This is a genomic window from Roseibium sediminicola (assembly GCF_023156505.1).
Taxonomy (GTDB): Bacteria; Pseudomonadota; Alphaproteobacteria; order Rhizobiales; family Stappiaceae; genus Roseibium; species Roseibium sediminicola.
Window position 1 is genome coordinate 24,643 of record NZ_JALNMJ010000027.1, and the last position, 13,188, is coordinate 37,830.

12 protein-coding genes are annotated in these 13,188 nt (G+C 61.1%); 10 read left to right on the forward strand and 2 right to left on the reverse strand.

The features are described 5' to 3' along the window. Window positions 1–6 precede the first annotated feature (6 nt). The 9 genes from M0H32_RS25565 (at window position 7) to M0H32_RS25605 (ending at window position 9,837) form a co-directional block, all read left to right on the forward strand. Entirely contained in the window at window positions 7–1,065 is a 1,059-nt protein-coding gene (locus M0H32_RS25565; RefSeq protein WP_248159208.1) for a glycosyltransferase family 4 protein, read from the forward strand. Then, entirely contained in the window at window positions 1,062–1,850 is a 789-nt protein-coding gene (locus tag M0H32_RS25570; RefSeq protein WP_248159210.1) for a class I SAM-dependent methyltransferase, read from the forward strand. The genes M0H32_RS25565 and M0H32_RS25570 overlap by 4 nt, the downstream gene beginning before the upstream one ends. A gap of 71 nt (window positions 1,851–1,921) precedes the next feature. Continuing rightward, window positions 1,922–2,452: a cytochrome b gene (locus M0H32_RS25575; RefSeq protein WP_248159212.1), complete on the forward strand. Its 531-nt coding sequence runs from the start codon at window positions 1,922–1,924 to the stop codon at window positions 2,450–2,452. A 215-nt stretch (window positions 2,453–2,667) separates the two neighbouring features. Next, window positions 2,668–2,916: an acyl carrier protein gene (locus tag M0H32_RS25580; RefSeq protein WP_248159214.1), complete on the forward strand. Its 249-nt coding sequence runs from the start codon at window positions 2,668–2,670 to the stop codon at window positions 2,914–2,916. A gap of 3 nt (window positions 2,917–2,919) precedes the next feature. Then, window positions 2,920–4,101, forward strand: coding sequence for an acyl-CoA dehydrogenase family protein (locus tag M0H32_RS25585; protein ID WP_248159216.1), 1,182 nt, complete (start codon window positions 2,920–2,922; stop codon window positions 4,099–4,101). 2 nt (window positions 4,102–4,103) lie between these two features. Further along, the gene (locus M0H32_RS25590) at window positions 4,104–5,012 is read left to right on the forward strand and encodes an amino acid--[acyl-carrier-protein] ligase (protein ID WP_248159294.1); all 909 of its coding nucleotides are present in this window, start codon (window positions 4,104–4,106) and stop codon (window positions 5,010–5,012) included. A gap of 13 nt (window positions 5,013–5,025) precedes the next feature. Beyond that, window positions 5,026–6,051, forward strand: a complete 1,026-nt coding sequence (locus M0H32_RS25595; protein ID WP_248159217.1) for a DUF1839 family protein — start codon at window positions 5,026–5,028, stop codon at window positions 6,049–6,051. A 242-nt stretch (window positions 6,052–6,293) separates the two neighbouring features. Further along, window positions 6,294–8,771 (forward strand): glycoside hydrolase family 2 protein, encoded by a 2,478-nt coding sequence (locus M0H32_RS25600; RefSeq protein ID WP_248159219.1) that lies wholly within the window; start codon window positions 6,294–6,296, stop codon window positions 8,769–8,771. 1 nt (window position 8,772) lies between these two features. After that, on the forward strand, window positions 8,773–9,837 hold the full coding sequence (locus tag M0H32_RS25605) for a glycosyltransferase family 2 protein (protein WP_248159221.1): 1,065 nt from the start codon (window positions 8,773–8,775) through the stop codon (window positions 9,835–9,837). Window positions 9,838–9,855: 18 nt separating this feature from the next. Here M0H32_RS25605 and M0H32_RS25610 read toward each other — a convergent pair whose 3' ends face one another. After that, complete coding sequence (locus M0H32_RS25610) at window positions 9,856–11,175, reverse strand: lipopolysaccharide biosynthesis protein (protein WP_248159223.1); 1,320 nt, start codon at window positions 11,173–11,175, stop codon at window positions 9,856–9,858. A 239-nt stretch (window positions 11,176–11,414) separates the two neighbouring features. Here M0H32_RS25610 and M0H32_RS25615 point away from each other — a divergent pair, with 239 nt between their 5' ends. Then, window positions 11,415–12,095 carry a polysaccharide deacetylase family protein gene (locus M0H32_RS25615; protein ID WP_248159225.1) on the forward strand — a complete coding sequence of 227 codons (681 nt, stop codon included), beginning with the start codon at window positions 11,415–11,417 and terminating at the stop codon, window positions 12,093–12,095. Between the two features lie 5 nt (window positions 12,096–12,100). Here the strand turns inward: M0H32_RS25615 and M0H32_RS25620 are convergent, their stop codons facing one another. Next, window positions 12,101–13,156 (reverse strand): glycosyltransferase family 2 protein, encoded by a 1,056-nt coding sequence (locus M0H32_RS25620; RefSeq protein WP_248159227.1) that lies wholly within the window; start codon window positions 13,154–13,156, stop codon window positions 12,101–12,103. Window positions 13,157–13,188: the final 32 nt, after the last annotated feature.

Below are 13,188 nucleotides of genomic sequence, written 5' to 3' on the forward strand. Positions count from 1 at the left end.
CGGCCGATGCCCTGCTTCTATTTTGCCTATCCGGGCGATCTGGACACGCCCACCGGCGGGTACGGCTACGACCGGCGCATCCTCGACGGGTTGCGCGCCCTCGGCTGGCGGGTGGAGCTGGTGCCGCTCGGCGACGGGTTTCCTTTTCCGAATGCCGGAACGATGACCGCCGCCGGCGACCGGCTTGCGGCGCTGCCGGATGACGCGCTTGTCGTTGTGGACGGGCTGGCCTATGGCGTTTTGGGAGAGGCCGCGGCTGCCCACGGCGACCGTCTCCGTCTGATCGCGCTTGTCCATCACCCCTTGTGCAAGGAAAACGGTCTCGACGAAGGCTCGGCAAGCGCACTGTTCAGAAGCGAGCAGGCAGCCTTGCAACATGTTCGGCATGTGATCGTGACCAGCCCGGCCACTGCCGCGCAGGTGCGGGAGCTGTTTGACGTTCCGAGCGGTCGGATCTCCACGATCCTGCCCGGTACAGACAAGCCGGAACCCTATCCGCGTTCGTCAGGCGAGTTGGTCAAGCTGCTATCTGTGGGCACGATCGTGCCGCGCAAGGGCTATGACCTGCTGTTCGAGGCCCTGGCAGAACTGGACGGACCGGATGCCGGCTGGCGCCTCGACATTGTCGGCGGGCTGGACGCCGATCCGGCCTGTTACGAGACCTTGCTGAAACAGGTGTCCGATCTCGGACTGGGGGCCAGGGTGACGTTTCACGGCGCCGTTCCGGCGGAGCGTCTGCCGGAGTTCTACCGCGCGGCGCATGTGTTTGTTCTGGCTAGCCGCTATGAGGGATACGGCATGGCCTATACCGAGGCGCTGGCCCATGGTCTGCCGGTGATCGGCAGCGGCGGCGGCGCGGTGCGCGACACCCTTCCGGAAGGGGCCGCGCTTTATTGCGGTACTGAAAATGTCGGGGCTCTGCGTAAGGCCCTGGAGCGGCTGATCTGTCATCCGCAGGAACGGGCAAAATTCGAAAAAGCAGCGAGAGTAGCCGCGCAAGGCTTGCCGAACTGGCAGGGCGCAGCGGCCGGTTTTGCCGAAATACTGAAAGGGGCCGGGAAATGAGCGGGTTTTCGTCCGACTGGCTCGCCTTGCGCGAACCGCTCGATTTGGCAGCGCGCAACAGCGACGCGGAAATGGTATTCTTCGACGCGTTGCCTGAGGGTCCCGTCCGCATCCTGGATCTTGCCAGCGGCGCCGGGTCGACGGTCGCAGCCCTCACGTCGCGCCTCGGCCGGGCAGCGGACTGGCAGTTGACCGACTATGATCCGGCGTTGCTGGCGATTGCTCAGAAGCGCTGGCCCGGTGTGATCGCGTGCCGCCGGATCGATCTTCAAACGGATCTGGAACAGTTGCCGTTCGACGATGTCGACGCAGTGACGACGTCCGCCTTTCTGGATCTTGTGTCGGCTCCGTTTCTGGAGCGGCTGGCCGGGCATGTGGTGTCCGCGCAAAAGCCGTTTCTCGCGAGCCTTACCTATGATGGCCGCACGAACTTCGAGCCCGCGCATCCGATGGACGAGACGCTGTTGACGGCGCTCAACCGGCATCAGCGCACCGACAAGGGGTTTGGACCGGCCCTGGGACCCGAGGCGGCACAAACGGCGATATCCCTTTTTGAAGCCAAAGGCTGCCGTGTCGTGCAGGGTCACTCCGACTGGGAGATCACGCCGGGGTCCTCCGGTTTCCTGATGGAGTTCCTCGGAGGTTGGCTTCGGGTCGGGCGGGAGCTGAAGCTGCCCGAGGACACTTTGCTGGACTGGTGGCGTGACCGGGAGGCCATGATCCGCTCCGGGAAGCTCTCCATGAGTGTCGGTCACATCGATTTTGTTGCGCTGCCACCCGCTTGAAGTGGCTTGCAGGCTTGTTCAATTTGCCGAGCCTGCCTAGGATAGTGGCCTTCGGGAGAGGAGAGGCGCGCATGGCGGACGTCAACGAACGCTATAGCCTGATTGCTCGGTCGATCCATTGGTTGACGGCGCTCATGGTGCTGACCATGGTGCCTGCCGGTCTGATCATGATCCGCATCGGCGGCGGCAGTCTTCAGAACCAGCTGTTCGACTTCCACCGCTCGGTCGGTATCGTGCTGATGGTCCTGACCGTTCTGCGTCTTGCCTACCGGCTCACGCACCCGCCCGCGCCTCTTCCGGACAGCATGCCCGGCTGGCAGAAATTTGCCGCCAAGGCCACACATGTCTTCCTCTATGGCTTTTTGCTGGTCAATCCGTTCCTCGGCTGGTTGGCGACATCCGCCTATGGTGCGAAGATCTCGGTCTTTGGCCTGTTCACCATGCCGGAAATCATCGCCAAGGACCGCGTGTTGTCCGAACAGCTGTTCCAGATCCATCTGGTTCTGGGCCTGCTTTTCACCGCGGCTGTCCTGATGCACATCGGAGCGGCACTCTATCACGGTCTCATTCGCCGTGACGGTGTCCTAAGCCGCATGATATGAGGCGTGCCGGCGCGTAACTCTACCTTTTGGTTGAAGTTGAAGCCTTCCGAGTTTCAATGATTAAAGAAAGATTAACTTAAGAAATTTTAATCCTGCTTCTTTTGTAATTTTTTACCATGCCCTTTAAGTGCAGTTTATTCTTTTTTGCACTAAATGACGCTTCGGAACATAGGCACAGGTTCCCGGCGAACCGAAAGACAGTGGCAAGGACTATTATGAAACAGACCATTCGGACCCTCCTGGCAAAACACGGCAACCTGCCTGTCTCGATCGAAGACGTCGCCGACGGCGCCGATCTCTACGACACGGGCCTGTCCTCCTTCGCGTCTGTGCAGGTGATGCTGGCTCTGGAAGAGGAGTTCGACATCGAGTTCCCGGAACATCTCCTGAACCGCAAATCCTTTTCCTCCGTCGAGGCAATCGAAGCGGCTCTGACCGAGATCCTCGAAGACCAGGCAGCCTGATCCATGACCGCTGCAGCCAAGATCACGGCGCTGGGCCTGGCCGAGCGCGCGAAACGCGCGGCCAAGGCCGCCACTGAGTTTGCCGATCGGGTCGATGTCGAAGGCAGGTTCCCGGCCGAAGGCATGGAGGCCCTGAAATCCGAACGTCTGATGGGCATCATGATCCGCCCGGAATTCGGAGGAGAAGGCGCCAGTCTGACCGAGGTTGCCGATGTCTGCGCCATCCTCGGCCAGGCCTGTGCAGCCACCGCGATGACCTACGCCATGCACCAGATCCAGATCGCCAGCTTGGCCGATTATGCCGTTGGCAGCGCCTGGCACGAGGCGTTTCAGCGCCGGATCTGTGCCGAGCAGCTGCTGATCGCCTCCGCCACCAGCGAGGCCGGCATCGGCGGCAATCTGCGCAATTCGCTTTGCGCAATCGAGGTTGACGGCGACACCGCGCGGCTTACCAAGGATGCCACCGTGATTTCCTATGGCGCCAATGCGGATGCCATCATGGTGACCTCGCGCCGCCATCCGGACGCAGCCCATTCCGATCAGGTCGCTACGATCTTCCTGAAGGACCAGTATACGCTCGAGCAGACCAGCAAATGGGATACGCTCGGCATGCGCGGCACCTGTTCCGACGGCTACATCTTCAAGGCCGAAGCGCCGGCCGAACAGATCCTGCCGCGTCCGTTTGCCGAAATCGCCGCGCAGTCCATGCTTGCCGTCTCGCACCTCCTGTGGGGTTCGCTGTGGTATGGCATTGCCGCGGACGCCGTTGCCCGCGCCCAGAGCTTCGTGAAGGCAGCCGCGCGCAAGTCGCCCGGCCAGGTGCCCCCTGGCGCGCTGCGTCTGGCGGAAGCCTCCAGCCTGTTGCAGCTGGTCAAGGCCAATGTGGTCGCTGGCCTGAAACAGTTCGAAGGCTGCAAGGGCGACAGCGATGCGCTGAACGCGATGAGCTTTTCGGTGGCCATGAACAACATCAAGATCGGCACCTCGCAGACCATCCTCGAGATCATCAATCACTGCATGCTGATCTGCGGAATCGCCGGATACAAGAACGGCACGCCGTTCAGTCTCGGCCGCCATCTGCGCGACGCCCATTCGGCACAGCTGATGATTTCCAACGACCGGATCCTCGGCAATACGTCGACAATGCTTTTGGTCAACAAGCAAGACACGAGCCTTTTGGGGTGATGATGGACGCGCAGGTTTCCTTTCTCGATCAGTTGTTCAATGAAGGCGTTTTGCATGACAGCGGCGTGGACGGGCTCTATGCCCGCAGCGGCGAATTTGAGGACGTCATCGCCCGCTTTGAAAAATTCGCCCTGACCTATGGCCAGGACGAGATTTCCGAAGCCATGGTGTTCCCGCCGGGCATGACGATGCAGGACTTCGAAACCAGCGGCTACATGAAGAGTTTTCCGCAGCTGGCCGGTACCGTCCACGCCTTTTGCGGCAACGATCACGACCATATGGGCCTGCTGCAATGCATGGCCGCCGGTGACGACTGGTCGGAACATCAGAAACCAACCCAGGTGGCGCTGACGCCGGCCGCCTGCTATCCGCTCTACCCGATCCTGTCGCGGCGCGGACAGCTTCCCGCCGATGGCGCCTATGTCGCCCTGCAGTCCTACTGCTTCCGGCATGAGCCCTCCAAGGACCCTGCCCGGATGCAGATGTTCCGCCAGCGCGAATATGTCCGGGTCGGCTCCGCCGAGCAGACCATGGCCTTCCGGGAAACCTGGAAAGAGCGTGGCCAGGACATGATGAAGCGCCTGGAACTGCCCCATCATGTCGACGTCGCCAACGATCCGTTTTTCGGCCGGGCCGGCAAGATCATGGCGTCCGGCCAGAGGGAACAGGAACTGAAGTTCGAGATGCTGGTGCCGATCACGTCGGAGGAAAATCCGACGGCCTGCATGAGCTTCAACTACCACATGGACAATTTCGGCAAGGCCTGGAACATCCGCCAGGCCGACGGCGAACCCGCTCACACCGCCTGCGTCGGCTTTGGCCTGGAGCGGCTGGCGCTCGCCCTGTTCCGGCATCATGGTTTCGACACCTCGAAATGGCCGGACGGCGTCCGCGCGACGCTTTGGGGCTGAGGGAAAACGCTTGATGACTGAAGCCGTCTTCGACCGCCTCAGCGCGGCCAGCTACGTGCGCAGCCCGCTCCATTCCCAGGAGCGGGACTGGCCGGAAACCAATTGTTATCTCGACGTCTGGATCGAGCTGCTGCCGTCCCTCGGCCTGCCGCCGGAAGCCTGTCTTGCCTATTCGGTCACCCAGGATTTCGAGGGCGACCAGTTCACCTTCTTCAAGGTGCCGCTGGAGGACCTGGAAGCGCTCTACGGGCTGAAGGTCACGGAGCTGGCGATTTATGACCGGGTCGAGACCCACGTCCAGCAGCAGATCGGGCGGGGCCGGGTTTCCCTGGTCGAGGTCGACAGCTATTTCCTGCCGGACACGCAGGGCGTCGGTTATCACGAGGCCCATGGCAAGACCACGATCGCGGTCAACCGGATGGATTTCGAGGCACGCACCATGGAATATTTCCATGGCCTTGGCCTGCACCGTCTGGAAGGTGACGATTTCGACGGCATCTTCCAGCGCGGAGCGCATGCGCAGCCTTTGCCGTTCCTGCCCTATACCGAATTCGTGAAGTTTCCGGAGGTTCTGCCGACGCCAGAGCATATTCTCTCGGTGTCCGAAGACCTGCTGCGCCATCACCTCAAGCGCCGCCCCGCCGACAACCCGATCGCGGCTTTCGCAAGCGTGTTCCCGGCTCAGGTGGAAAAGGTCAGCGAACGCGACTTCGGCTTCTTCCACCTTTACGCCTTCAACACGCTGCGCCAGCTCGGCGCGAATTTCGAGCTGTTCTCCGCCTATCTGGACTGGCTCGCAGGACAGGGGCGTTCAGAGCTTGCTGAAGGCGTGGACCTGGCCAAGACCATCTCGTCGACGTGCAAGATGGTCCAGTTCAAGCTCGCCCGTGCGGTGATGCGCAAGAAGTTCCAGGGCCTGGATGAGGGCCTGAACCCGGCCGTCGAGGCCTGGGACAACCTGATGCAGCTTTTGGATCGCCATTACGGTCAGGATCAGAAGCCCCGCTTTGCCCCCGTCGTCAGCGCCGCCGGGGCATGACCTGCATTTGCAAGGATCAACAACCGACGCTTCACCCAAAGCGTCATCCTGAGGAGGACCTTCAGGTCCGTCTCGAAGGATGGGCCACTCGTCAGGGAGCTTGTTGCAGATCCTTCGAGACGGGCTTGCAGCCCTCCTCAGGATGACGACATGGGGCGGCCACCTGGTCTGTCGGGAAATTGGATTGAACGTCAGGCAAAGAACAAGGTTTCGCCTTGCCTGACCAAATTGAAAGGGTCCGGATGATCGATCTGTCCGGAATAAACTGGACGCTGTCGGTAACCGAAGCAGGCGCTTTCGGCTCACCGCTGGTCACGGGGCATCAATGGGACTTCGTGCCGGCGGCCGTGCCCGGAACCGTTGCCGGTGCGCTTGCCGAGGCGGGCCGGTTCGATCCGGACGCGCCCACCCCGCTGCATGACAAGGACGTCTGGTACGAGGGCTGGTTCGAGGCCGAACCTGGAGCCTATCGCCTGTGTCTCGACGGCCTCGCGACCATTGCCGAAGTCTATCTGAACGATGTCCTGGTGCTCGACAGCCGCAACATGTTCCGGCGCCACGAGAGACCGGTCGAGCTTCAGGGCAACAACGTTCTGAAACTCTGTTTCCGCGCCCTGGCACCGCATCTGAATGCCAAGGGATCGCGCGCCCGCTGGAAACCGCAGCTGGCCACCTCGCAAGGGTTGCGCCTGATCCGCACGACCCTGCTCGGTCACATGCCCGGCTGGTGTCCGGAAATTCATGCGGTCGGTCCCTACCGGCCGATCCGGATCGAACCGGCGGACCGTCCGCGGATTTCAGAAAAGACCATTCTTGCCGATTTGGCGCCGGACGGCAGTGCGTCCTTGAGCGTTTCGGTCCGGCTCGAAAATATCGGCGCCGTGCCCGTCCTGTCCTGTGCCGGCACCTCTGCGGAAATGGCCTTGCAGGAGGATGGTTCCTTCGCCGCGACGTTGCGTCCGGGCACCGTGACGCCGTGGATGCCGCACACGCATGGCACAGCGGCGCTTTACGAGGTGACCATCGACGCCGGTGGCGACCAGTTTTGTCTCGGCAGGACCGGCTTCCGCCGGCTGGAGACGGATGCGGGCGAAGACGGCAAGGGCTTTGGCCTCAAGGTCAATGGCGTCCCTGTCTTCTGCCGCGGCGCGGTCTGGACCAGTGCCGATCTTCTGGGGCTGTCTGGAGACGCCGAGATCTACCGGCCGCTGCTTGAAGCCGCCCGCGACGCCGGCATGAACATGCTGCGCATCGGCGGCACCATGCTCTATGAGACAAGGGCCTTTTTCGAGCTTTGTGACGAACTCGGGTTGCTCGTCTGGCAGGACTTCCAATTCGCCAATTACGACTACCCCGTCAAGGACGAGGCCTTTGTTGCGGAAGTCGAGGCCGAAATCCGCGACCAGCTCGCGATCTCCATGGGCTGCCCGTCGCTGGCCGTTCTGTGCGGTGGCAGCGAGATCTACCAGCAGGGCGCCATGATGGGCCTCCCCGAGGAGCGCTGGAAGGGACCGCTTTGCGAGGAAATCCTGCCGGCTCTGGCAACGGACCTGAGGCCGGACGTACCCTATGCTCCGAATTCGCCCTCTGGCGGTGTGCTGCCGTTCTCGCCCAATGAAGGCATTGCCCATTATTACGGCGTCGGCGCCTACCTGAGACCGCTGGAAGACGCCCGCAGGGCGGAGGTCCGGTTCGCGGGTGAATGCCTGGCCTTTTCCAATATTCCCGATCGGCAAAGTCTTGATGAACACCTGCCGGTCAAGCCGGTCCATGACCCGCGTTGGAAAGCACGGGTGCCGCGCGACCGCGGTGCGGGCTGGGACTTCGAGGACGTGCGCGATCACTATCTGAAAACGCTCTATGACGTTGAGCCCGCAGACCTGCGCTATGGCGATCCGGACCGCTATCTGGATCTTGGGCGGGCGGTAACGGGCGAGGTCATGGAAAAGACCTTTGCCGAATGGCGCCGGCCGGGATCGCCCTGCCAGGGCGCTCTGGTCTGGACCTTCCAGGACCTGGCGCCGGGGGCGGGCTGGGGCGTGATCGATGCCGGCGGCCAGTCCAAACCGGCTTATTATGCGCTCAAACGCGCTTTCCGGCCGCTTCAGTTGGCTCTCACCGACGAGGGCACCAACGGCCTTGCCGTTCATGTTCTTAATGACGGTCCCGAGGAGAGAGCGGTCACGCTGTCGCTGACCTGCCTGCGCGATGGCCAGGTGCCGGTGGTGTCTGGCAAGATTGATCTGGCGCTTGCGCCGCACAGCGCCCGGACGCTGAATGCTGTTGAGCTGATCGGCGCCTTTTTCGACGTCACCTATGCCTATCGCTTCGGTCCGTTGTCCCATGATGTCACGGTGGTCGAGCTGAGAGACCAGGGAAGCGGAGACCTGATCGCGGACGCCTATCACCTGACCGGGAGCGGCCTGTCGCCGATGCATTTCGACCTGCCCGATATCGAGCTCAGGCCGGACGCGGCTGGCGGCTGGCTGTTGTGTCTGGCCGCGCGGCGGTTTCTGCAATCGGTGTCCTTGTCCATTCCCGGATTTCAGCCAGAGGACAACGGCTTCCACCTGGCACCCGGGATTGCTAAACAAATCGGGCTGAAGCGCAGCCTGTGTTGCGAGCCGTCGACCGCGCCGGCAGGTGTGCTGCGAGCCCTGAACCTGCGCGGTCAGGCCAGTTTCAAACCGACTGAATCAAGTGACCGGGAACCAAGCTGACATGACATTTCCGTCGAAGGGACCATCTCGGGTCACCATGCAGATCAACACCTATCCGCTGGATCTGCCGCATTTTGAAGCGACTCTGGACCACAAGATGCGCACTTTCGGGTCTCAGGTGGACAGGACCATCGTCACCGTCGACGTGCGGCCGCCTCAGTCCGGCCGCTACAAGGGTGACCCGAAAGCCAATCGGTACATGCACAGCCTGGAGACCTTCCGCGGGCTCTACCCCATTCTCGAAGACCGCTACGAGAACCTCTCCTTTCACGAAGTGGATTATAGCGCGGCGGAAAAGGCCAAGGTGTCGAAATATTTCCTCGGCTCGGAGGAAATGCCGGACAAGGCCTGGGACGGTGGCCCGTTCTATTGCTACTTCCAGGGTATTCTGGATGCGGACAGCGACTATGTGCTGCATATGGATGCCGACATGCTGTTCGGTGGCCAGAGCCAGACCTGGGTGGAGGAATCCATCGCCTTGCTGCAGCAGCGCGAAGACCTGCTCTTCACCAGCCCGTTGCCCGGGCCGCCCGATCCCGGCGGTCTGAAGGGAAAACATGAGGGTGCCGATCACGCCTTTGACGAGGACACTGTCGACGGCCGTCTGGCCTATCGCTTCCACTTTGTCAGCACGCGTGTCTTTCTCATGGACATGAAGCGCTTCAAGGCGCTGGTCGGCACGCTGCACCTAGACACGCCGCCATTGACCTATCGCTTGCGCGGCAAGCTGCTCGGCAATCCGATCAAGGCACTCAGCGCGGAACAGGTGCTGAGCCTGACCCTGCAGAGACACAAGCTTGGCAACATGTGTTTCGAGGGGGCAGGGGACGGCATGTATTCACTGCATCCGCCGTTCCATTTTCCGGCGCTTCACGCCGCGCTTCCCGACTTGATCGAACGGATCGAGCAAGGGGATATCCCGGACGGACAACGCGGCGACTATGACATCAACGACAGTCTGTTTGACATGTCGGAGGCTCGCCAGCAGCATGCGCGCCACAGGCGCATCAAGAGGCGGTTGAAGGATTTCATTGCCTATTGGAGCGCGCGGCTGAAAGTCTCCTGAGAACCTGGTCCCCGGAGACTATGGGGTGCCGGGGCTGCTGGGTTTCGCGCTGACCTGTGACCTCTTGCGCCCGATCAGCCCCCAGGTCAGCGCAACGATGCATGCCTGCAGCGCCATGCGTGACAGCACGGCCCCTTCCAGGCCACCAAGGTCACAGCCGACCCAGACCACGCCGACAATGACGAAATTCGACAGGAACACGAGGATCACCCGAGTTCCTTGCATGCCGATGGAGCGCATGATGTCCGCGCCGATACCCGCTGCGCCGAGCAACAGCGGATAAGCTGCAAGCAGGCGGATGAGCCCGATCGCCGGCTCATATTCGCTGCCAAGCAGGAAAGGCACGTAGCCGGCTATGAGGATGATGAAGACGGCAACGGCAATTCCCAGTCCCGAAATCACCGGCAGAACGCGCAGTCCGAAGGCAATGCCGTGTTCGGCGCCCTTGTCGGCATGGCGGAAATAGCGGGTATAGGTGGCGTATAGCGCGGCCTTGATCGGTGTCGTAGCCGCATCGATGATTCGGAAGGCGGCGGTATAGATACCGGCCTGGACAGGGCCAAGCAGTTGCACCACGACCGGCTTGTCGAGGTCGCGTATGCCGGACACGGAGGTGAACTCGAGGCTGAGCAGAAAGCCCTGCCTGAACTCGAAACCGGAAAAGACGGGCCGGGGCAGACCGTAGTCTTTCAACACCATCATCAGCGAGACGCCCGAGGCCAGCAGGCTGGCACAGACATACCACATCGCCCAGGTATCCAGATCAACCGTGTCGGCCGTCAGCGTGAGCGCCGCGACTGCCAGGAACCTGAGGATCATGATGGCATTGTCGACCGCAAACTGCTTTCCGGCCCGGTCATGCGCCATATAGGTTGCCGAGCACAGAAACGAGATTTTCCGGAAAATACACTCCGCCGCCAGGATGCACAGCAACCCGAAAAAGCTGAAGGTCCCCGTGTCGAGGAAGTAGAATACGCCGAAGGCAAACACGATTGCCGGCACGAAAGTCATCAGCATCATGGCAAGCGCGCGGCCGAAATAGCGTGCAAAAGCATCCTTGTCGACCGCCAGTCTCTGGATTAGCAAGTGGTCGCTGCCCAGGCCGACAAAGACGCTGACCATCAGGGCAATGGCCGACACGCTGGCAAAAATGCCGTAGCCGCCCGGACCGAGCGCACGGCTGATCAGTGCGAAGAAGCCGAACTGGGTGAGGATCTGCAGACCGAAATTGATGCCGTAAAAGACAGTATTGCGCACTACCGGCTGGGCGCTGACCTCGCGAATTTTTTCGATCATGCCGGACGGTTTGCGCGGGTGCTGCTCTGTCTCGTCACGCACAGTCTGGCCTCTCGGCTGGGATGTGGATCGGCATCACAGGACTCGGCATCGGGTTTGTTGGCTCATCTGTCTGAGAAAAGGGCGGGTGCGTAGCATGAGTTTGCGACCCATATCATTGCATCGGTTAACATTCTGACCCGGTGATGTTTTTTTCAAGGTATTGCCGTTTATGATCCGACGGAATCAAGTACGGATCGTGTCTGCTAGACCGGTCGCAACTGACAAAGGTAGCGCAGCGCATGTTTGCCAGGACCCAATTTCTCACATTTCATGGCATTGGAACGCCTGCAGTCGCGATTGCCTCAGATGAACAACGTTTTTTTGTCTCGGCAGAGACCTACCGTCGGACCATTGGCCGTTTGGGGGAATTGGAACAGCGGCACAGTGTGCGCCTGGAGGTCACCTTTGACGACGGCAACCTGTCCGATTTCACCATTGGTTTGCCGGCATTGGTGGAGGCTGGCAGATCTGGGCGGTTCTTTGTGCTGGCAGGACGGATCGGCACAAAGGGTTATCTGAGCGCGGATCAGATGCGGCAGATCCTTGCAGCGGGGTCCACAATAGGCAGTCACGGCCACGATCACGTCGATTGGCGCAAACTGGATGCGGTTGGCATTCAGCACGAGCTGGTGGATGCGCGGCGGAGAATCGAAGACACCGTCGGGACAGCGGTTACGGAAGCGGCTATCCCTTTTGGAGCGTTTGACCGACGGGTGCTACATCTGCTGAGGACGGCAGGCTACAGCCGGATTTACACCAGCACCTCAGGTCTCGCCTATGATCAGGCCTGGTTTTGCCCACGTTGGTCTGTGACCGACAAATTCGATCCGGACCGGGATGTCGAACCTCGGCTTGCCATGAAACAGAAAATCCGCAGTTCGCTCTATGCGATGGCCAGGCGGGTCCGTTACCGGATTTAGGGAAGCTATTCCGTTTTTTTGTAAAGCTCTGCCAAGGGCAAGCTGAGCACCGCACGCAGCTTGCCCGTGTTGAGCGCAAGCTTCTGCCGCATGCGAAAGGACCGCGGACGGTTGAATATCCGCAACCCAACGGCAAGCAAACCCGCCGCTGCGCATTTGGTGAGCGCCGCCAACGCGAAAAAGATGTGCCAGACGGGATCTGGATGACGCGTCAGCCGCATCTGACCATAAGATTGACCCGAGCGGACGGCTCGGCTCAGGATGTAATTCACGGACAATCGATCCGAAGGGACGTGTTCGCGGGCGATTGCATCATCGGTGGCAAAGATTCGGGCGCCTCTCTCGGCGGCCTGGCCGAAAAAGATCGTATCTTCACCGCCTGTCCGGCCATAGGCTTCATCGAAGCGAAGCTGAAGCGAGCGGATAAGGTCGACCCTGACCAGGGTGTTGCCACCGCGCCCGGTATAGAGCCGTTTGCCGCGTGAGCCCCAGTCGCTGTAAAGGGGGTTGGCTTCTTGCAGCCAGGCCGGGGTGCCGTCGGGATAAACCGGATGCACCGGCCCGATCACCACGTCGGCCTCGAACTCTTTCTGACAGAGAAACAGCTTCTCCAGCCAGTTCGGTTCCACCCATTCGTCGTCATCGACAAAGATCAGCCAGTCACCTTCGGCCGCATCGATGAGCGCGTTGCGCGCCGTCGAGATATTGCCGCTGGCGACGGTCAGACAGGTGACCTGAAGGTTCTTGATTGGGTGCGCGGCAACAAGCTTCGTCGCGTCGCCGTCGCTGGAATCGTCGGCAATCAGGACATCCAGAACCATCTCCTCGGGCAGCCGGACCGCTGCGACCGACCGAAGCGTGTCGAGCAGGGTCTCTCGGCCGATACTGGCGATGGCAACGGATGCTCTGGTCATTTCATCTTTGCTCCGAACGCGGGTTAAGACTGTCTTGAGACGGACTGTGCTTTGTAATGCAACGAAGACCCCTGCCGCATTATTAAGATTGGTGCGGCAGGTCCGGGGAAGATAGAGCTGTTTTGTCCGGGGCAACGACGAACGCATGGGTAGCCGGAGCACGCGTTCAGAAATGGACC